Genomic DNA, 20,358 nt, shown 5'->3' with positions numbered 1-20,358 from the left:
AGGCCTCATCATGATCTACGCACAACCTGGCACCCCCGGCGCCATCGTCAGCTTCAAACCGCGCTACGGTAACTTTATCGGTGGCGAGTTTGTGGCCCCGGTCAACGGTGAGTACTTCACCAACACCTCGCCCGTCACTGGGGAAGTGATCGCTGAATTCCCGCGCTCCAGCGCCGCCGATATCGACAAAGCCCTGGACGCTGCACATGCCGCTGCCGACGCCTGGGGCAAGACCTCGCCCCAGGATCGCTCCCTGGTGCTGTTGAAAATTGCCGACCGCATCGAGCAGCACCTGGAAGTGCTGGCCGTGACCGAGACCTGGGACAACGGCAAGGCCGTACGCGAGACCTTGAATGCCGACGTGCCCTTGGCCGCCGACCACTTCCGCTACTTCGCCGGCTGCATCCGCGCCCAGGAAGGCGGCGCCGCCGAGATCAACGAGCTGACCACTGCCTATCACTTCCACGAGCCCCTGGGCGTGGTCGGGCAGATCATCCCGTGGAACTTCCCGCTGCTGATGGCCGCCTGGAAACTCGCCCCGGCCCTGGCCGCCGGCAACTGCATCGTGCTCAAGCCAGCCGAGCAGACGCCGCTGTCGATCATGGTGTTTGCCGAGCTGATCGCCGACCTGCTGCCAGCGGGCGTGCTGAACATCGTCCAGGGCTTTGGCCGTGAAGCCGGTGAGGCCCTGGCTACCAGCAAGCGCATCGCCAAGATCGCCTTTACCGGCTCCACCCCGGTGGGCGCGCACATCATGCACGCGGCGGCCGAGAACATTATTCCGTCCACCGTCGAACTGGGCGGCAAGTCACCGAATATCTTCTTTGAAGACATCATGCAGGCGGAACCAGCCTTTATCGAGAAAGCCGCCGAGGGCCTGGTGTTGGCGTTCTTCAACCAGGGTGAAGTGTGCACCTGCCCATCGCGGGCGCTGGTGCAAGAGTCGATCTACGAGCCGTTCATGGCCGAAGTGATGAAGAAGATCGTCAAGATCAAGCGTGGCAACCCGCTGGACACCGAGACCATGGTCGGCGCCCAGGCGTCCGAGCAGCAGTACGACAAGATCCTCTCGTACCTGACCATCGCCCAGGAGGAGGGCGCCGAACTGCTGGCCGGCGGTGCCGCCGAACATCTGGAGGGCGACCTGTCCAGCGGCTATTACATCCAGCCGACCCTGCTCAAGGGCCACAACAAAATGCGCGTGTTCCAGGAAGAAATCTTCGGCCCGGTGGTGGGCGTGACCACCTTCAAGGACGAAGCCGAAGCCCTGGCGATTGCCAACGACAGCGAGTTCGGCCTGGGTGCTGGCCTGTGGACTCGCGATATCAACCGTGCCTACCGTATGGGCCGGGCGATCAAGGCCGGGCGTGTGTGGACCAACTGTTATCACCTGTACCCGGCGCATGCTGCGTTTGGCGGTTACAAGAAGTCCGGCGTGGGGCGTGAGAACCACAAGATGATGCTTGATCATTACCAGCAGACCAAGAACCTGCTGGTGAGCTACGACATTAATCCGTTGGGCTTCTTCTGATCTTCTGATTGAAATGCCAGCTTCCACCGTTTGATGGGTAGACAGCCTGACTGGTTGAAATGCAGTCAGGTGTGGGAGCTGGCTTGCCTGCGATGGTTCTTGGGGTTGGGTACATATCCGTTGCTTTGGTCATGGCGGCTTAGGGTTCCGTCCTTACGGCCAGCGTGTTTTAACGGGGCGCCTAAGATCAAAATCACAAGCAGAGCGAGGCGGCCTGACAGCCGGCCTGATCGGTGAGGCTTACGCGTATACCTGTGGGAGCTGGCTTGCCTGCGATAGCGGTCGATCAGTCAATATATTTATCGGCTGATACACCGCTATCGCAGGCAAGCCAGCTCCCACAGGGGAATGCAGCTCCGCGCTCTGGCGTTGCTGTTGCTCTGCTTTTGATCTGGCTTTTGATCTTGGGCGCCCCGTTAAACCACGATGGCCGCAGGCAGGTATTGCGCAGTGGGCACCCCGGCAGGATGCCGGGGTAGCCGCGACACGGCCATGGATGGCCGATCGCGGCGGGCCCACGGAGCAATGCCTGACTGCGGGCATGCCGAGCCTAGGCGAGGCACCGAGTGGTGGGGCAAGAGCCCTTTGCTTACTTTGGGGCTTTTCCAAAGTGAGCCGCCGTCAGGGCGGAACCCTAAGTGGCCGTGACCGCAGCAACGGATATGTACACACCCAAAAGCGCGAGTTGCCTAAAGACGCCTGCCCATCGCAAGCAAGCCCCACCGTTTGCTCCACATACATCCAAGACTAACGTCTGCCGCCGAGTCGTTCGAAAGTAGCATTCGCCCGCCAGCCCCCCCATGCATTAATGAACCCACCGGACTCTCCCGGCATAACAAGAGGATCACCCCCATGTGGACCAAACCCGCCTACACCGACCTGCGTATCGGCTTTGAAGTGACCATGTATTTCGCCAACCGCTGAAAGCGTTGCAGGAGCCGGCTTGCCGGCGATGGCGGCCGGATTGGCTCGGCGCTATCGCCGGCAAACCAGCGCCCACAAGGGATAAGGGTTAGCCCATTGGTCTGATTGCATTCGCCAGCGGATGCGTTAGTGTGGCCCGTATCTTCCAAAAACAATAAAAACAGGCTTACCAATGAGCCAGAGTCTCAGCCAACTGCGTAAATTCGTTTCCCCAGAAATCATCTTCGGCGCCGGCTCCCGGCACAATGTCGGCAATTACGCCAAGACCTTTGGTGCACGCAAGGTCCTGGTGGTCAGCGACCCTGGCGTGGTCGCTGCCGGTTGGGTCGCGGATGTCGAGGCCAGCCTGCAGGCCCTGGGTATCGAGTACTGCCTGTACACCGCCGTCTCACCCAACCCGCGTGTCGAAGAAGTGATGCAGGGCGCCGAGGTGTACCGCGAGAACCATTGCGATGTGATCGTCGCCGTCGGCGGCGGTAGCCCCATGGACTGCGGCAAGGCCATCGGCATCGTGGTTGCCCATGGTCGCAGCATCCTCGAGTTCGAAGGGGTGGACACCATCCGCGTGCCCAGCCCGCCGTTGATCCTGATCCCGACCACCGCCGGCACCTCGGCCGATGTGTCGCAGTTCGTGATCATTTCCAATCAGCAGGAACGCATGAAGTTTTCCATCGTCAGCAAGGCGGTGGTGCCGGATGTGTCGTTGATCGACCCGGAAACCACTGCCAGCATGGACCCGTTCCTCTCGGCCTGTACCGGTATCGACGCGCTGGTGCATGCCATCGAGGCCTTTGTGTCCACCGGGCATGGCCCGCTGACCGACCCCCATGCGCTGGAGGCCATGCGCCTGATCAATGGCAACCTGGTGCAGATGATTGCCAACCCGAGTGATATCGCCCTGCGCGAGAAAATCATGCTGGGCAGCATGCAGGCCGGCCTGGCGTTCTCCAATGCGATCCTCGGTGCGGTGCATGCCATGTCCCATAGCCTGGGTGGCTTTCTCGATCTGCCCCATGGCCTGTGCAACGCGGTGCTGGTGGAGCATGTGGTGGCGTTCAACTACAACTCGGCGCCGGAGCGCTTCAAGGTGATTGCCGAGACCTTCGGCATCGACTGTCGGGGCCTCAATCACCGGCAGATCTGCGGGCGGCTGGTGGAACACCTGATTGCGCTCAAGCATGCCATTGGCTTCCATGAAACCCTCGGCCTGCACGGGGTGCGCGTGGCGGATATTCCGTTCCTGTCGCAACACGCCATGCATGACCCGTGCATCCTGACCAACCCCCGGGAGTCGAGCCAGCGTGACGTCGAGGTCGTCTATGGCGAAGCTCTCTGACGATCAACAACGGGCCCTGGCCGGGCTGCTGGGATTGGGCGATCACTCGGCGCGCAAGAGTCACTACCCCGAGCTGACGGCGCGGCTGGATGAGTTGGAGGCCGAGCGCAAGCGCTACATCCGCCTCAACGACGAACTGGAGCAAAGGGTCGCCGCGCGCACCGATGAACTGCTTGAAGCCAACCACAACCTGCAACAGCAGATCGCCCGGCGCGAGCGTATCGAACAGGACCTGCGCGACGCCCGCGACGCGGCCCAGGCCGCCAACCGCAGCAAGGATAAATACCTCGCCGCCGCCAGCCACGACCTGCTGCAACCGCTGAACGCCGCACGCCTGCTGATCTCTACCCTGCGCGAGCGGGAGCTGCCCAGTGTGGAGAAGGTTCTGGTGGAGCGCACCCACCAGGCCCTGGAAGGGGCAGAAGATCTGCTGGCGGACTTGCTGGATATTTCCCGGCTCGACCAGGCGGCGGTCAAGCCCGATATTGCCCTGTATCGCCTCGACGAATTGCTGGCGCCGCTGGTCTCGGAGTTCCAGTCGGTGGCGGCGGCGGCCGGGTTGAACCTGCGGGTGCATATGGGCCGCTATGCGCTGCGCACCGACCTGCGCCTGCTGACGCGTATTCTGCGTAACTTCCTCAGCAATGCCTGCCGCTACACCGACCAGGGTTGCATCCTCCTGGGCGCGCGGCGTCGCGGGGATCGCTTGCGCCTGGAGGTCTGGGACACCGGGCGGGGGATTGCCGCCGACAGCCTGCAATCGATCTTTCTGGAGTTCAACCAACTGGACGTCGGCCGTGCGGCAGACCGCAAGGGCGTGGGGCTGGGGCTGGCGATTGTCGAACGTATCGCGAAGATTCTCGGCTGCCAGGTAGTCGTGCGCTCGTGGCCGGGGCGCGGCTCGATGTTCAGCATCGAGGTGCCGCTGTCGGAGGAAGTTCCGCTGCCCATCAGCCTCGCCCCCCCCCAGGCCGGGGCGGGCAACCCTTTGCCGGGGCGGCGCCTGTTGGTGCTGGATAACGAAACCAGCATCCTGGAGAGCATGCGCGCCCTGCTCGGGCAATGGGGCTGCGAAGTGGTCACCGCCACCGATCAGGCCGCTGCATTGGTGGCGCTGCAGGGCAGGGCGCCGGAGCTGATCCTGGCGGATTACCACCTTGATCATGGCGTGGTCGGCTGCGAGGTGGTCAGGCAATTGCGCGAGCATTTCGGCAGGAAAATCCCTGCAGTGATCATCACGGCCGACCGCACCGACCAGTGCCGACGCTCGTTGCAGCGCCTGGAAGCGCCGTTGCTCAACAAACCGGTCAAGCCGGGCAAGCTGCGGGCGGTGTTGAGCCAACTACTAGGCGCCGCGCCCGACACGACAGCCTAAATCTGGGAGCTGGCTTGCCTGCGATGAGCATAGGTATCTACACAACTGCGCTATCTGCCTGGATTTATGCGATGCAGCAAAGTTGTGTAGATACCGATGTTGCGATGAGGGTGGCTCAAAACTGCCCGTGCCTTGATACCTGTCAAGACCCGCCGCGACGCTTTGCCTCATGCTGCAGGCCTTGATTGTCATGGCCGACGGAGATTTCCATGAGTGCCCCCGCAACACCTGCTGTTTCTTTCAAGCTGCCCATGGGCCTGGTGATCGCCGTGCTGGTGATGATCGGCGTGCTGCTCTTGCCGCTGCCCGCCGACTTGCCGGTTGCCGGGCATCGGATGCTGGCGATCCTGGCCTTTGCCGTGGTGGTGTGGATTACCGAAGCGGTGTCCTACGAAGCCAGTGCGATCATGATTACTTCGTTGATGGCGTTCCTGCTGGGCACCGCGCCGTCCTTGCAGGACCCTACGCACCTGATCGGTTCCAGCCCGGCGATCAGCATGGCGCTCACCGGGTTTGCCAACCCGGCCCTGGCCCTGGTGGCCGGTGCGTTGTTTATTGCTGCGGCCATGACCCACACCGGCCTGGACCGGCGTATCGCCCTGGTCACCCTGACCCGGGTCGGCACCAGCACCCGCGGGATCCTGGTGGGCGCGATTGCCGTGACCATCCTGCTCAGCCTGGTGGTGCCCAGCGCCACGGCCCGCAGCGCTTGCGTGGTGCCGATCATGATGGGGGTGATTGCCGCGTTCGGCGTGGACAAACGCTCGAATATCGCCGCCGGGATCATGATTGTCGTGGCCCAGGGCACCAGCATCTGGAACGTTGGGATCCAGACCGCCGCGGCGCAGAACCTGTTGACCGTGGGCTTTATGGACAAGATGCTCGGCCAGCGCGTGTCGTGGATCGACTGGCTGATCGCCGGGGCGCCGTGGGCGCTGATCATGTCGGCAGTGCTGCTGTTCCTGGTGCTCAAATTGCTGCCACCGGAAAGCAACAGCATTCCTGGCGGCAAGGAGGCCGTGGCGCAGTCCCTGGTGGATATCGGCCCCATGACTGGGCCGCAGAAGCGCTTGCTGACGGTCTCGGTCCTGCTGCTGCTGGCCTGGGCCACCGAAGGGCGTCTGCACAGCTTCGATACCACCTCCACTACCTACGCTGGCCTGGTGTTCCTGCTGCTGCCGGGCATCGGCGTGATGACCTGGAAGGACGTGCAATCGCGCATCCCCTGGGGCACGGTGATTGTATTCGGCGTGGGCATCAGCCTCGGCACGGCACTGCTGACCACCCAGGCCGGGCAGTGGCTGGGCGCGCAGGTGGTGGGGCACACCGGCCTGGATCTACTGGGGCCGCTGGGGGTGTTTGCAATCCTCGGCGCGTTCCTGATTGTGATCCACCTGGGCTTTGCCAGCGCCACCGCGCTGACCTCGGCGTTGCTGCCGATCCTGATTGCCGTACTGCAAACCCTGCCCGGTGATTTCAGCCGGCTGGGCATGACCATGTTGCTGGGGTTTGTGGTCAGTTATGGCTTTATCCTGCCGATCAACGCCCCGCAGAACATGGTGTGCCTGGGCACCGGCACCTTCACCGCGCGGCAGTTTGCCAAGGTGGGCTTGCTGGTGACCTTGATTGGCTACCTGTTGATGCTGGTCTTCGCCGCGACCTACTGGAGCTGGCTGGGCTGGATCTGAAAATCTGAATCCGACTCGCTGTGGGAGATGGCTTGTTGGATCGCTGCACCGCCGCGATAGCGGTGTGTCAGTCGATAAATCTATTGGCTGACCTGCCGCCATCGCAGGCAAGCCAGCTCCCACAGGGGAATGCAGCTGCGCGCTCTGGCGATGCTGTTGCTCTGCTTTTGATCTGGCTTTTGATCCGGCTTTTGATCTTAGGCGCCCCGTCAAACCACGATGGCCGCAGGCAGGTATTGCGCAGTGGGCACCCCGGCAGGATGCCGGGGTAGCCGCGACACGGCCATGGATGGCCGATCGCGGCGGGCCCACGGAGCAATGCCTGACTGCGGGCATGCCGAGCCTAGGCGAGGCACCGAGTGGTGGGGCAAGAGCGCTTTGGTTACTTTCGCGCTCTTCGAAAGTGACCCGCCGTCAGGGCGGAACCATTAGCCGCCGTGACCGCAGCAACGGATATGTACACCTCCCCCCAATCCGCGGCGCCTGCATCGCAGGCAAGCCAGCTCCCACAAAAACCAGCTCCCACAAAAGCCAGCCCCTACAAAGATGACAAGATCAACCCCGCTCAGGTCTACTACGCTCTGAGTCAGGGTTTTACCGGCCTCGTGCGTCGGTCATCAAGGTCACGAATGGATAAATACACCCCTCACACCTGGCAACCCCACGAGCGTCCAAGCTTGCCGGGGTCGCCATCGACGCCCCATCACCCCACGCTCAAGCGCTGGGCCTTTGCCCTGGTTGGCGTGCTGGTAGCAATCACCGGCGGCCTCGGCAACGCCCTGGTGATCGCCAACCTGCCGTACCTGCAAGGCGCATTGGGCGCGACCACCGCCGAAATGGCCTGGTTGCCTGCGGCCTATGTCATGACCAACGTGTCGATGAACCTGCTGCTGGTGAAATTTCGCCAGCAGTTCGGCCTGCGGGCGTTTACCGAAGTGTTCCTGGTGCTGTACGCGCTGGTGACCTTCGGCCACTTGTTCGTCAACGACCTCAGTTCGGCGATTGCCGTGCGTGCGGCCCACGGCATGGTTGGCGCGGCCCTCAGTTCCCTGGGCCTGTATTACATGGTGCAGGCGTTCCCCGCAAAGTGGCGGCTCAAGGCCCTGGTGCTGGGCCTGGGTACCGCACAACTGGCCCTGCCAATGGCGCGGCTGTTTTCCGAAGACTTGCTGCAGATTGCCGAGTGGCGCGGCCTGTACCTGTTTGAGCTGGGCATGGCGCTGACGTGCCTGGGCTGTGTGTTCCTGCTCAAGCTGCCGCCGGGTGATCGCTTCAAGACCTTTGAAAAACTCGACTTCCTGACCTTCGCCTTGCTCGCCTCGGGCGTGGCATTGCTGTGTGCGGTGCTGTCCCTGGGGCGTATCGACTGGTGGCTGGAAGCACCGTGGATCGGCGTCGCCTCCGCCTGTTCGCTGGTGCTGATCATGGCCGGATTGGCCATCGAGCATAACCGCGCCAACCCGCTGCTGATGACCCGTTGGCTGGGCGGCGGGGTGATGATTCGCCTGGCCCTGGCAGTGATCCTGATCCGCATGGTGCTGTCCGAGCAGTCCACCGGCGCCGTGGGCTTTTTGCAGGCGCTGAATATGAGCAGCGAGCAGATGCGCACCTTGTATCTGGTGATGCTGCTGGGAGCGATCAGTGGCCTGGTGATCAGCGCATTGACCATCAACCCGGCGCACTTGCTGATGCCCCTGGTGATTTCCCTGGCCCTGATGGCCACAGGCTCGGTGATGGACAGCTTCTCCAGCAACCTGACCCGGCCACAGAACATGTACGTTAGCCAGTTTCTGCTGGGGTTTGGCGGTACTTTCTTCCTCGGCCCGACCATGGTGCTGGGCATGCGCAATGTGCTGAGCAACCCGCGCAACCTGGTGAGTTTTTCGGTGCTGTTTGGTATCTGCCAGAACCTTGGCGGGCTGCTGGGCGCGGCGTTGCTTGGCACGTTCCAGATCGTGCGCGAGAAGTTTCACTCCAGCATGATTGTCGAACACCTGACGTTGCTGGACCCGCGCGTGGCCGCCCGCGTGCAGAGCGGCGGCTCGGCTTATGGCTCGGTGATCGCCGACCCGGAGCTGCGCAACCTGCTGGGCATCCGCAGCCTGGCTACGGCGGCCACCCGTGAAGCCAATGTGATGGCCTATAACGACGTGTTCATGCTGATCGCGATCATCGCGATACTGACCATGTTGTGGATCTTTACCCGCAGCCTGTGGCTGATGAGCACCACCAAAAAAGCTGCCGCCAGTGCAGCGCCTTCCGTTCAACCTAGCGGCGCACTTTCTTCATGAGCGAACCTACGGCTACCACCACGACCACCAATGCCATTGCTTCCACCCCGGAGGGCACCACGCCGCCCGGAGCCACGGTCACCGAACAGCGCTCGCTGCGCGTGCGCATCATCTCGTCTTTGGGCTTTGCCGCGATTGCTATCGTCGGCGTATTGATTGTGTTGTACGCCTGGCAATTGCCGCCCTTCAGCAGCGCCGTGGAAACCACCGAAAACGCCCTGGTGCGCGGCCAGGTGACGATCATCGGCCCGCAACTGAGCGGTTATGTGTTCGAGGTGCCGGTGCAGGACTTCCAGCACGTCAAGGCCGGGGATCTGTTGGTGCGGCTCGACGACCGCATCTACAAGCAGCGCCTGGACCAGGCCCAAGCGCAATTGGCGGTGCAGCAGGCGTCCCTGGCCAATGTGGTGCAACAGCGCAACAGCGCCGAGGCGACCATCAAGCTGCGCCAGGCCGCCCTGGCCGACAGCCAGGCCCAGGCGCGCAAAAGCACGGCCGACCTGCGGCGCAACGAAGAACTGATCAGCGATGGCTCGGTGTCGCGCCGTGAACTGGACGTGACCCGCGCCGCCAACGCGCAGACCATCGCCGCCGTGGCCCAGGCCCAGGCCAGCCTGGAAATCGCCCGCCAGGACTTGCAGACGGTGATCGTCAATCGCGGTTCACTGGAAGCCGCCGTCGCCAGCGCCGAGGCCGCGGTGGAGCTGGCGCGCATCGACCTGTCCAACACCCGCGTGCTGGCGCCCCGGGACGGCCAGTTGGGGCAGATCGGCGTGCGTTTGGGGGCCTACGTCAACTCCGGCGCGCAGTTGATGGCGCTGGTGCCGAACCAGCTGTGGGTGATCGCCAATATGAAGGAAACCCAGATGGACCACGTGCAGGTGGGCCAGCCGGTGACGTTCACCGTCGATGCCCTGAACCACCGTAGATTCCATGGCACGGTACAGCGTATCTCGCCGGCTACGGGCGCCGAGTTCAGCCTGTTGCAGGCCGATAACGCCACCGGCAACTTCGTCAAAATCGCCCAGCGGGTGCCGGTGCGGATTACCGTGGACCCGGATCAGGAGCAGAGCGAACGCCTGCGACCGGGGTTGTCGGTGGTGGTCAGCATCGACACGGCAGGCCGCCTGAAAAACAGCCCGCCCTGACATTCCACACACCCCGTGTAGGCGCGAGCTTGCTCGCGAAAGTCGTCAACGATAACGCGGGTTGCCTGGGTAAACGCGTTGTCGGTAAGTTTTTCGCGAGCACGCTCGCTCCTACAGCATCGGTGGCAGGGTGCCCAGCAGGGACACCGCCGCCACAGCGGCCACGCCTAACAACCATTCGAGCTTCACACTGGCCTGCAGTTGCCCCACGCGCTGCTGGCAATTGTTGATCCGCAGCCGATTGAGCAATGCCAGGCCCAGCATGCCCGCCACCAGCAGCACCTTGATCAACAGGATCAAGGCAAACCCGCTGAACAGTGGAGTCGGCCAGAACTGCCCAGTGAGCACACGGATATTGATCAGCCCGGTGACCAGCAAACCGGCCACCAACAGATAACCGACACCGCTGAAGCGCTGCAGGATTTTCTCCAGCGGGTACAGGGCCGCTTGGCGCAGGATCAACACCAGCAGCAGCAACCCGCCAAGCCAGGCACCGACGCATAGCAGGTGCACCATCTGGTTGAGAGTCAGCAATTGCCCGCTGAGGCCACTGAGCATCGCGCCGTGCCCCACGGGGGCCAAGGTAGCCAGCAGCAGCGCACTGAGGAGCAGGCGCACGTGATGCCAGGGTGTCAGCAGGCTCAGCACCAGCAAGCCATTGAGCAACAGATGCAGGCTCCAGACCTTGCCGAAGAACGTCTTGCCCAGCACCAACTGCACCGTCGCCAGATCCAGCGCCGCCAGTTCACTGCCGGCCATGCTGGCACTGATCAACAGCAACCAGCTCACACCCGACCCCAGGGCCAGCCAGGCCAGCAGCGTGGTGATGCGTGACAACTGCCGATCCAGGGCCGGCCGCGGGCTTGTGCCTAATAACCAGGGCCTGAATACACAGGCCCCGAACATCAGCAAAACCACCACGAAGTGCAGGAAACGGCACAGCACCAGCAGGGTTGCCATGGGTTATTGGCCGACCTTGAAGCTGTAATTGCCTGCGCTTTTGTGGGTGTCGACCGAGACGGCTTGCCACTCGACCTTATAGGTGCCAGCGGCCAACGGTGCGGCAGGGGTCACAACCAGGGTTTTCTTGTCGGCGTCTGGAGTTTCCAGGCCCTTGATCGCCACTTCGGTGCCGTCCTTGCTCAGGGAGACCTTGGTGAACGTGGCCTCGACACCTTCGGAGAACACCAGGCGCAGGTCGGCGGCCGCGGCGACGGTGCTGTCGGCGGCCGGCGCAGTGGTTTTCAGGTGGGCATGGGCAAAGGCAGCCGAAGCCCCCAGCAGCGAGGCCAGCAAGGTCACCGTAGTCAGGGTTTTCTTGATCAACATCGTGCACTACCTATCAATGGGAGAGGGGGGGCAGTGTACGAAGTTTCCACTCAGGCTGTCGCCCCGATCTAGAGCGGATGGTAGTCTTCCAGGCATGTCGTTGTCAGGGAGCCCCTATGGGCAATCACAAGATCGGTATCCGTCGGGTCAACGTCGAAAAGATTCTGCTGGCGGCTGAAAAGGTCTTCGCCGAGAAGGGCTATGGCAGCACCGCCATGGCCGACATTGCCGAACAGGCGCAACTGCCGCGCTCCAACCTGCATTACTACTTCAGCACCAAAAGCGAGTTGTACAGCGCGGTGTTGTTCGACCTGCTGGAGGTGTGGAAGCAGGACGCCCTGTGCTTCGAGATGTTCGATGACCCGCGCGTGGTCCTCAGCAGCTACATCCGGGCGAAGATGCAGCATTCGCGCAGCCGCCCGTATGGCTCGAAGGTCTGGGCCAACGAAATCATCCACGGCGCGCCGACCCTCGGCGAAGCGCTGGATGCGAGCCTGTACGACTGGGCCAAAATGAAGGAAGCGAAAATCCGCCAGTGGGTGGAAGACAAACGCATCCTCGCGGTGGAACCGTCGAGCCTGCTGTATATGATCTGGGCCTCGACCCAGCACTATGCCGACTTTGATCACCAGGTGATGATCCTCAACGATCATCAGGCGTTGTCGGACATGCAGTTCGAACGGGCGGTGCAAACGGTGACCAGTGTGATTTTGCGGGGGATCGGGTTGGAACCATGAGTTTGGGGTGTGGTTGAGGGCCTCATCGCGATTTAAAAGGCTAAACCGGTTGCGTGGGCTGTAGCCGTGAAAGGGCTCGCTGTGGTCAGGGGCTTGTTGTGGCGAGGGGGCTTGTCCCCCGTTGGGCTGCGCAGCAGCCCCAAAACCGGTCACCTCGGTGTGTCTGAAAGGCCGAGGTGAGACTGACTGGGGCTGCTGCGCAGCCCAACGGGGGACAAGCCCCCTCGCCACAACGAGCCCCCTGGCAACAGATGGTTTACACCGCCTCTCGGTAGGGGTTGCGTGGATCCTGCGTCCAATTCAAGAACGGTTTGCCCGTGTCCATCGGCACCATCTCGATGCAGTCCGCCACCGGGCAGGTGATCTGGCACAGGTTGCAGCCCACGCATTCGTCGTCGATCACTTGGTACACATGGGTACCGTCCGCCTGCTTGAGGCTGGCAATCGCCTGGTGCGACGTGTCCTCGCAGGCAATATGGCAGCGTCCGCAGCCAATGCAGGCGGCCTGGTCGATCTTGGCGATCACTTGGTAGTTGATGTCCAGGTATTTCCAGTCCGTGGTATTGCCCACGGCGCGCCCCGAGAACTCCTGCAAGCTGCTGTAGCCCTGGCTGTCCATCCATCGCGACAGGCCATCCTTCATCTCGTCGACAATCCGAAAACCATGCAGCATCGCCGCCGTGCACACCTGCACCGCGCCACAGCCCAGGGCCACGAATTCTGCGGCATCGCGCCAGTTGCCGATGCCGCCAATCCCGCAGATCGGCAGGCCCTGGGTCTGGGGATCGCGGGCGATCTCAGCGACCATGTTCAACGCAATCGGCTTGACCGCCGAACCGCAGTAGCCGCCGTGGGTGCTTTGGGTGCCGACGATCGGCAGGGCGACCATGCGCTCCAGGTCCACGCTGGTGATGGAGTTGATGGTGTTGATCAGTGATACCGCATCGGCGCCGCCGCGATAGGCGGCCCGGGCGGCCACACGGATATCGGTGATATTGGGCGTGAGCTTGACGATCACCGGCAGCGAACAATAGGTCTTGCACCAGCGCGTGACCTGTTCCACATATTCCGGTACCTGGCCCACTGCTGCGCCCATGCCGCGTTCGGGCATGCCGTGGGGGCAGCCGAAGTTCAGCTCGATGCCATCGCAACCGGTGGCTTCGACTAACGGCAGGATGTTTTTCCAGGATTCTTCGACGCACGGCACCATCAACGACACGATCAGGGCGCGGTCCGGCCAGTCCTTCTTCACCTGGGTGATTTCCCGCAGGTTGATCTCCAGGGAACGGTCGGTGATCAGCTCGATATTGTTGATACCCAAGACTTCACGGTTGGCGCCAAAGTGTGCCGAATAACGGGACGAGACGTTGACGGCTGCCGGGTCCTCGCCAAGGGTTTTCCAGACCACGCCACCCCAGCCGGCCTCGAAGGCGCGCACCACGTTGTAGGCCTTGTCGGTAGGGGGCGCGGAGGCCAGCCAGAACGGGTTGGGGGCTTTGATGCCGGCGAACACAATCGATAGATCGGCCATTTACGCAGCCTCCACATTGAGCATGAGTTGAGCGTGCATGGCCTCGGCGGCCAGCTTGCCGTGTTGCACGGCCTGGACGGTGAGGTCTTGCCCGAGGCTGACGCAATCGCCACCGGCATACACCCCGGGGACACTGGTTTGCAGCTGCGCATCGACAAAGATCCGCTCGCCCTGGCGTTGCAGTTGCTGGGCCAGTGGGTCATGCAAGGCCTGCTCGTCGAAGCCTTGGCCGATGGCCTTGAAGATTGCATCTGCCGCCAGCTCGAAGGTTTCGCCGGTGGTGTGCAGGCGGCCGTTTTCCAGATGCGTGCGGGCAAAGCGCATACCGCGCACTTGGCCTTGGTCGTCCAACAGCACGGCTTCGGGTTGGGCCCAGGTCAGCAGGCGTACCTGGTTGGCCTTGGCGATATCCTGCTCGTGATCGGTGGCGCCCATATCGGCGAGGCCACGGCGGTAGACCAGGTTGACGTCGCGCGCGCCCAGGCGGGCCATTTGCACGGCCATGTCGATGGCGGTGTTGCCGGCACCCAGCACGATGCAACGGTCGGCCAGGGGCAGTTGGCTGAGGTCATCGGCCTGGCGCAGTTCGCGGATGTAGTCAGTGGCAGCGAGCAGGCCGGGGGCATCCTCGTGGGGCAGGCCCAGGTGTTTGCTGGCGGCCAGGCCCAGGCCGAGGAATACCGCATCAAATTGCTGGTGCAGGTCGCTCAGGCTCAGGTTGTCGCCCAGGCGTTGGCCGTGGCGGATTTCGATGCCGCCGATCTGCAGGAGGAAATCCAGCTCCTTCTGGGCGAAGTCGCCCACCAGTTTGTATTTGGCGATCCCATATTCATTGAGGCCACCGGCCTTGTCCCGGGCTTCGAAAATCACCACGTCATGCCCGTGCAAGGCACTGCGATGGGCGCAGGACAAACCCGCTGGCCCGGCGCCCACCACCGCGATGCGTTTGCCAGTAGGGGCGGCGCGCTGGAAGGGGTGTTGCTCAAAGTGCGCGTTGTCTACGGCGTAGCGCTGCAGCAGGCCGATCAGTACCGGCGCGCATTCTTCGCTGTTGTTGCGCACACAGGCTTGCTGGCAGAGGATTTCGGTCGGGCAGACCCGGGCACAACTGCCGCCCAGGATGTTGGCCGAGAGAATCTTCTGCGCCGCGCCCTGCACGTTGTCGGTGTGGATATTGCGGATGAACGATGGGATATCGATCTCGCTGGGGCATGCATTGACGCAGGGTGCGTCGTAGCAATACAGGCAGCGCGAGGCCTCCAGGTGCGCCTGGCGGGCGTTGAGCGGCGGTGCCAGGTCGGTGAAATGGCGGGCGAGGGTTGCGCCGTCTTCATGGGGGTGGGGAAGGTGGGTCAGGGTCTGGATCACGGTAGTGGCCTCACGGTTTTTTTTTGCCTCTGGCGGGCATTGGTTTTTTTGTGGTTTGCACTGGCCTCATCGCGGGCAAGCCCGCTCCCACATTTGACTGTGTGAACCCGATCAAGTGTGGGAGCTGGCTTGCCTGCGATCGGCGATGTCAGCGTTTCACCGCGGCTGGCTTGGAATGCTCCGCACGCTTGCGCAACTGCTCGAACACCGCCGGATACGCAGGCCGCTCGACATAGCGCCCGGCACCACGCTCGGCGCGCAGATCGCCGTCGACCCACACCAGCTTGCCCTGGCTGATGGTGTGGCTGGGTACGCCACGTACGGTCTTGCCTTCGAAGATGTTGAAGTCCACCTGCTGATGGTGGGTCTTGGCCGAGATGGTCCGTGTGCCCTGGGGATCCCACAGCACCAGGTCGGCATCGGCACCGACACGGATCGCGCCCTTGCGCGGGTAGAGGTTGAAGATCTTTGCGGTGTTGGTGGAGGTCAGCGCGACAAACTCCTGCATCGACAGGCGCCCGGTGTTGACCCCTTCGTCCCACAGCAGCGCCATGCGGTCTTCGATGCCGGCGGTGCCATTGGGGATCTTGCTGAAGTCGTCACGCCCGGCGGCCTTTTGTTCGGCGCAGAAGCAGCAGTGATCGGTGGCGGTGGTGTGCAGGTTGCCTGATTGCAGGCCACGCCACAGAGCCTCTTGATGCCCGCGCGGGCGGAAGGGCGGGCTCATCACGTAGCCTGCGGCGGTTTGCCAGTCGGGGTGTTGGTACACGCTGTCGTCCAGCAGCAGGTGCCCGGCCAGGACTTCGCCATAGACCGCCTGGCCCTTGGCGCGGGCGTAGGTGATTTCGTCGAGGGCTTCCTGGGTGGACACGTGCACCAGGTACAGCGGCGTGCCGATGGTTTCGGCAATGCGGATCGCGCGGCTGGCGGCTTCGCCTTCCACTTGCGAAGGGCGCGACAGCGGGTGGGCCTCGGGGCCGGTGATGCCCTGGGCCAGCAGCTTGCGTTGCAGGTGATAGACCAGTTCGCCGTTCTCTGCGTGCACGGTGGGCACCGCGCCCAGTTCCAGGCAGCGCTCGAAGCTGGCGACCAGGGTGTCGTCGGCGGCCATGATCGCGTTCTTGTAGGCCATGAAGTGCTTGAAGCTGTTGATGCCGTGATGGGTCACCAACTCGGCCATTTCCTCGCGGACCTGTTCGCTCCACCAGGTAATCGCCACATGAAACCCGTAGTCGGCCGCCGACTTCTCGGCCCAGCCGCGCCACTGGTGAAAGGCCTCCATCAACGACTGCTGCGGGTTGGGAATCACGAAGTCGATGATCGATGTGGTCCCGCCCGCCAGGCCCGCTGCCGTGCCGCTGAAGAAGTCCTCGCTGGCCACCGTACCCATGAAGGGCAATTGCATGTGGGTATGGGGATCGATCCCGCCGGGCATCAAGTATTGGCCGCTGCCATCAAGTATCTCGGTGCCGGCGGGAACATCCAGGTTAGTGCCAATGGCGCGGATTAGAGCGTCTGCGCACAAGACATCGGCTTTATAACTTTCGTCATGGGTAACAACGGTAGCGCCACGGATCAACAGAGACATGCCGAGTTCCTCAGAGGCTTGACCGGCTTATGCCAGTTCTAAGTGTTGTAGTGCAGCTCACGGTGCAAGATCTATTCTTGTCACGGGTGACAGGAATAGAAACTAGCCCGAGTTTTTGGATTGATCAAGATTATTTTTTATAAGCTTATATATTTTATATCTTGTTGATTTATAACGATAAAAAATGGAAATCACCAAAATGTAGCACCCTCTCACCGTTTTGACGCACTTGACAGGTTCCCAATATGAGCAACATTTCCTATTGCAAATCAGACGCTTGAGAGTTGCCTCTTGACGGCGGGCAGTAATAAAAATAATTGTGTTGCACCAGATTGAGTCCTGATTGTTCGGGCAACTTCTGCGTTATTTGGCCTGAGTAGCGTTGAAAGTACCGTGGGACTTTTCGGTAGAAAAAATAAAGCTGAGAAACATCAGCTAGTTATATAAGCGGTACGGACGGGGTGACGGCGTGCGGCACGGTAATTGAGTGCGCTGCCGGTTGGCCGGGTCCGTGATGTCATGTTCATGCGGGACTACGGCCATCCAGCGTCAAGCGCTGGATGAGCAACAATAATTTTAAAAAAAACCGTGGAGCGGCCATGCAACAGAACAGATCGCAAGTCATAGAGCGCGACGGCCTGTATGAACTCGACGCCGGCAGCGACGTCCTCGACAGCCCCCGTTACAACCACGATATGGCACCGACCAAGGTGCACGAGCGAACCTGGAACAAGTGGCACATCACCGCGCTGTGGGTCGGCATGTCGATCTGCGTGCCGACCTACACCCTGGGCGGGGTGCTCACCGCGTACTTCGGGTTGTCGGTGGGCGAGGCGCTGATGGCGATCCTGCTGGCCAATATCGTGGTGCTCATCCCCCTGACGCTTAACGCCTTTCCCGGCACCAAGTACGGCATTCCGTTCCCGGTGCTGTTGCGCTCGTCCTTCGGCATTCTGGGCTCCAATGTGCCGTGCCTGATCCGCGCCCTGGTGGCCTGCGGCTGGTTCGGTATCCAGACCATGTTCGGCGGGCTGGCGATCCATTTGTTCCTCGGCTCGATTTTCGAGGGCTGGAAGAGCCTGGGCGGCACCGGTGAGGTGATCGGCTTCATGATCTTCTGGGTGCTGAACCTCTGGGTGGTGCTGCGTGGTGCCGAGTCGATCAAATGGCTGGAAACCCTGTCGGCGCCGCTGCTGGTGGCCGTGGGCATCGGCTTGCTGGTGTGGGCGTTGCCCAATGTGTCGCTCAGCGAATTGATGGCGATCCCGCCCAAGCGTCCCGAAGGCGCGAACCTGACGGGTTACTTTATGGCCGGGCTGACGGCGATGGTCGGTTTCTGGGCCACCTTGTCGTTGAATATTCCCGACTTCAGCCGCTATGCCAAAAGCCAGAAGGACCAGATCCTGGGGCAGATTTTCGGCCTGCCGCTGACCATGTTCCTGTTCGCAGCCCTGGGCGTGATCATGACCGCCGCGTCGGTGAAACTGGTAGGCGTCAGCGTCTCCGACCCGGTGACCCTGATCGGGCATATCCAGAGCCCGGTGTGGGTGGCGGTGGCGATGGCGCTGATCATCATTGCCACGCTGTCGACCAACACCGCGGCGAATATTGTCTCGCCCACCAACGACTTCCAGAACATCGCGCCCAAGCTGATCAACCGCACCACGGCGGTGATTCTGACTGGCTTGGTGGGGCTGGCGCTGATGGCCCATGAACTGCTGAAAAAGCTTGGCTTGATTGTTTCCGATGTCAGCCTGGAAACGGTCTATTCCAACTGGTTGCTCGGCTATTCGAGCCTGTTGGGGCCGATTGCCGGGATCATGGTGGTGGATTATTTCCTGATCCGCCGCCAGCAACTGAACCTGGCGGGGTTGTACCGCGATGACGTGTATCCGGCGTGGAATGTGGCGGGATTTATCGCGTTTGGCGTGCCGGTGGTGCTGACCCTGTTGTCGCTGGGTAGCGATGCGTTCAGTTGGTTCTACAGCTATGGCTGGTTCACCGGATCGGCGCTGGGCGGGGTGTTGTATTACGGCCTGTGCAGCAAGCGCAAAACCAGCCCGGTCGCCGCGAAATCCCCGTTGTAAATGCGCTCAATGTGGGAGCTGGCTTGCCTGCGATAGCGGTGGTAGCTGACCCACTGCCATCGCAGGCAAGCCAGCTCCCACAGATACCGCGCCTACACCAATAACTATATTGCCTGAGGAGATCACCATGAACGCTGCCATCGACGTTCTGCAATCCACCCATCAGCACATCAACCGCGACCGCCTGTGGCAGTCGTTGATGGACCTCGCAAAGCTTGGCGCCACGCCCAAGGGCGGTGTGTGTCGCCTGGCCCTGACCGACCTCGACCGCCAGGCTCGCGATCTGTTTGTGCAGTGGTGCGAGGCGGCGGGTTGCACCGTGACGGTGGATGGGGTGGGCAATATCTTTGCCCGTCGCCCGGGGCGCAATCCGGCATTGCCGCCGGTGATGACGGGCAGCCATATCGACACCCAGCCGACGGGTGGCAAGTTCGATGGCTGCTTCGGCGTATTGGCGGGCGTCGAGGTGTTGCGCACGCTCAACGACCTCAAGATCGAAACCGAGGCGCCGCTGGAGGTGGTGGTGTGGACCAACGAAGAAGGCTCGCGCTTCCCGCCATGCATGATGGGCTCCGGGGTGTTTGCCGAGAAATTCAGCCTGGCAGATACCCTGGCCAAGACCGACGCCGAGGGCGTCAGCGTGGGCGAGGCGTTAAATGCGATTGGCTATGCGGGCACTCGGCCGGTCAGCGGGCATAAGGTGGGGGCTTACTTCGAAGCCCATATCGAACAAGGCCCGATCCTTGAAGACGAACGCAAGACCATCGGCGTGGTGCTGGGGGCCCTCGGCCAGAAATGGTTCGACCTGACCCTGCGCGGCGTCGAGGCCCATGCCGGGCCGACACCGATGCACCTGCGCAAGGACGCCTTGGTCGGTGCCTCGGCGGTGGTTGCCGCAGTCAACGCTGCCGCCCTCGGCCATCAGCCCCATGCCTGTGGCACGGTGGGTTGCCTGCAGGCCTACCCTGGCTCGCGCAATGTGATCCCTGGCGAAGTGCGCATGACCCTGGACTTCCGGCATCTGGAACCGGCGCGCCTGGACTCGATGATTGCCCAGGTGCGCAAGGTGATTGACGACACCTGCGCCAAGCACGGCCTGACCTTCGAGATGGTGCCTACTGCAGACTTTCCGCCGCTGTATTTCGACAAGGGCTGTGTCGATGCCGTGCGTGAGGCGGCCACGGGTCTGGGCCTGTCGAATATGGATATCGTCAGCGGCGCCGGGCACGACGCAATCTTCGTCGCTGAGTTGGGGCCGGCGGGGATGATATTCGTGCCGTGTGAGGGCGGGATCAGCCATAACGAAATCGAAAATGCGGCACCCGATGACCTGGCGGCAGGATGCGCGGTGTTGCTGCGGGCGATGCTGGCGGCCTCGGCTGCGGTGGCCCGCAAGCAGGTGGCGTAAAACGGTGGGAGCCGGTT

The 20,358-nt window shown here is 62.3% G+C and carries 15 protein-coding genes; 10 read left to right on the top strand and 5 right to left on the bottom strand.

Going from position 1 to position 20,358, the window contains the following annotated elements; all coding sequences use genetic code 11:
• Nucleotides 1–10 precede the first annotated feature (10 nt).
• From GDV60_RS16935 to GDV60_RS16905, 7 genes are all read left to right on the top strand, one after another.
• Nucleotides 11–1,531, top strand: a complete 1,521-nt coding sequence (locus GDV60_RS16935; RefSeq protein ID WP_029298457.1) for an aldehyde dehydrogenase family protein — start codon at nucleotides 11–13, stop codon at nucleotides 1,529–1,531.
• A gap of 852 nt (nucleotides 1,532–2,383) precedes the next feature.
• Nucleotides 2,384–2,455: a pyrroloquinoline quinone precursor peptide PqqA gene (pqqA, locus tag GDV60_RS16930; protein ID WP_003243383.1), complete on the top strand. Its 72-nt coding sequence runs from the start codon at nucleotides 2,384–2,386 to the stop codon at nucleotides 2,453–2,455.
• A 172-nt stretch (nucleotides 2,456–2,627) separates the two neighbouring features.
• The gene (ercA, locus tag GDV60_RS16925; RefSeq protein WP_029298454.1) at nucleotides 2,628–3,791 is read left to right on the top strand and encodes an alcohol dehydrogenase-like regulatory protein ErcA; all 1,164 of its coding nucleotides are present in this window, start codon (nucleotides 2,628–2,630) and stop codon (nucleotides 3,789–3,791) included.
• On the top strand, nucleotides 3,775–5,166 hold the full coding sequence (locus GDV60_RS16920) for a hybrid sensor histidine kinase/response regulator (protein WP_070996384.1): 1,392 nt from the start codon (nucleotides 3,775–3,777) through the stop codon (nucleotides 5,164–5,166). The genes ercA and GDV60_RS16920 overlap by 17 nt, the downstream gene beginning before the upstream one ends.
• A 209-nt stretch (nucleotides 5,167–5,375) precedes the next feature.
• Nucleotides 5,376–6,854, top strand: a complete 1,479-nt coding sequence (locus GDV60_RS16915; protein ID WP_159908167.1) for a DASS family sodium-coupled anion symporter — start codon at nucleotides 5,376–5,378, stop codon at nucleotides 6,852–6,854.
• A 629-nt stretch (nucleotides 6,855–7,483) separates the two neighbouring features.
• On the top strand, nucleotides 7,484–9,145 hold the full coding sequence (locus GDV60_RS16910) for an MFS transporter (RefSeq protein WP_092239002.1): 1,662 nt from the start codon (nucleotides 7,484–7,486) through the stop codon (nucleotides 9,143–9,145).
• Nucleotides 9,142–10,293: an HlyD family secretion protein gene (locus GDV60_RS16905; RefSeq protein WP_029298446.1), complete on the top strand. Its 1,152-nt coding sequence runs from the start codon at nucleotides 9,142–9,144 to the stop codon at nucleotides 10,291–10,293. The genes GDV60_RS16910 and GDV60_RS16905 overlap by 4 nt, the downstream gene beginning before the upstream one ends.
• Before the next feature lie 111 nt (nucleotides 10,294–10,404).
• Here GDV60_RS16905 and copD read toward each other — a convergent pair whose 3' ends face one another.
• Both copD and copC read right to left on the bottom strand, forming a co-directional pair.
• Nucleotides 10,405–11,253, bottom strand: coding sequence for a copper homeostasis membrane protein CopD (gene copD / locus GDV60_RS16900; RefSeq protein ID WP_159908166.1), 849 nt, complete (start codon nucleotides 11,251–11,253; stop codon nucleotides 10,405–10,407).
• 3 nt (nucleotides 11,254–11,256) lie between these two features.
• The gene (gene copC / locus GDV60_RS16895) at nucleotides 11,257–11,622 is read right to left on the bottom strand and encodes a copper homeostasis periplasmic binding protein CopC (protein WP_159908165.1); all 366 of its coding nucleotides are present in this window, start codon (nucleotides 11,620–11,622) and stop codon (nucleotides 11,257–11,259) included.
• Nucleotides 11,623–11,738: 116 nt separating this feature from the next.
• On the opposite strand from copC, the gene GDV60_RS16890 reads away from it, so the two are divergent.
• On the top strand, nucleotides 11,739–12,359 hold the full coding sequence (locus GDV60_RS16890; protein ID WP_029298440.1) for a TetR/AcrR family transcriptional regulator: 621 nt from the start codon (nucleotides 11,739–11,741) through the stop codon (nucleotides 12,357–12,359).
• A 256-nt stretch (nucleotides 12,360–12,615) separates the two neighbouring features.
• Here GDV60_RS16890 and preA read toward each other — a convergent pair whose 3' ends face one another.
• From preA to hydA, 3 genes are all read right to left on the bottom strand, one after another.
• Nucleotides 12,616–13,890: an NAD-dependent dihydropyrimidine dehydrogenase subunit PreA gene (preA, locus tag GDV60_RS16885; RefSeq protein ID WP_029298438.1), complete on the bottom strand. Its 1,275-nt coding sequence runs from the start codon at nucleotides 13,888–13,890 to the stop codon at nucleotides 12,616–12,618.
• Nucleotides 13,891–15,258, bottom strand: coding sequence for an NAD(P)-dependent oxidoreductase (locus GDV60_RS16880; protein ID WP_159908163.1), 1,368 nt, complete (start codon nucleotides 15,256–15,258; stop codon nucleotides 13,891–13,893).
• A gap of 148 nt (nucleotides 15,259–15,406) precedes the next feature.
• Nucleotides 15,407–16,846: a dihydropyrimidinase gene (gene hydA, locus GDV60_RS16875; protein ID WP_029298434.1), complete on the bottom strand. Its 1,440-nt coding sequence runs from the start codon at nucleotides 16,844–16,846 to the stop codon at nucleotides 15,407–15,409.
• A 599-nt stretch (nucleotides 16,847–17,445) separates the two neighbouring features.
• On the opposite strand from hydA, the gene GDV60_RS16870 reads away from it, so the two are divergent.
• Both GDV60_RS16870 and GDV60_RS16865 read left to right on the top strand, forming a co-directional pair.
• A complete protein-coding gene (locus GDV60_RS16870) occupies nucleotides 17,446–18,933 on the top strand; it encodes an NCS1 family nucleobase:cation symporter-1 (RefSeq protein WP_159908161.1) in 1,488 nt (495 codons plus the stop codon).
• 127 nt (nucleotides 18,934–19,060) lie between these two features.
• Entirely contained in the window at nucleotides 19,061–20,341 is a 1,281-nt protein-coding gene (locus GDV60_RS16865) for a Zn-dependent hydrolase (RefSeq protein ID WP_104910421.1), read from the top strand.
• Nucleotides 20,342–20,358: the final 17 nt, after the last annotated feature.

The sequence above is a fragment of the Pseudomonas sp. DTU12.1 genome (assembly GCF_009873475.1).
Taxonomy (GTDB): domain Bacteria; phylum Pseudomonadota; class Gammaproteobacteria; order Pseudomonadales; family Pseudomonadaceae; genus Aquipseudomonas; species Aquipseudomonas proteolytica.
This window is presented reverse-complemented; position numbering and strand designations above follow the sequence as displayed.